The organism is Liquorilactobacillus sicerae (assembly GCF_029916425.1).
Classification (GTDB): Bacteria; Bacillota; Bacilli; order Lactobacillales; family Lactobacillaceae; genus Liquorilactobacillus; species Liquorilactobacillus sicerae.
In genome coordinates, this window is record NZ_JAHAVQ010000302.1 from 1 (window position 1) to 418 (window position 418).

Below are 418 nucleotides of genomic sequence, written 5' to 3' on the forward strand. Positions count from 1 at the left end.
GTTATAATTGGAATGGAATCAACTAACCTTCCTGCACCTCTTTCCCAAGTAATTGCTGATTCTTTTTTGCAGTCAAATGTCAAGAATGCCACAGAAGCAATTTTATCAATCAAGGCCCGACAGAAAAAACAGAATGAAAAACATAATTTCAAAAATGGACCGGTTCAAAAGGAAAAGAAAATAGATTATGGAACCGCTGAGAAAATCGATAATCAAGTTGCTTTAGATGCATTAGCAAAATATCAGCATGAGAAGAAGAACTCATGAATTTAAGCGAAATATTAAAAAACCCACAAGTTAATAAATTTGTTACTGAAAATAATCTGCAAAACAAAAAGCAATTGCTAAAAGATAATGTAGATGTTCTCATTGACTTTATTAACCAGGTAAAACAGCCTTTGTTTCCGGATTATTATCC

1 pseudogene is annotated in these 418 nt (G+C 32.3%); it reads left to right on the forward strand.

Annotated features, from left to right (window positions below):
- Positions 1-267 (forward strand): annotated as a pseudogene (locus KH893_RS12555) (DnaD domain protein); the annotation flags it as partial.
- Positions 268-418 lie beyond the last annotated feature (151 nt).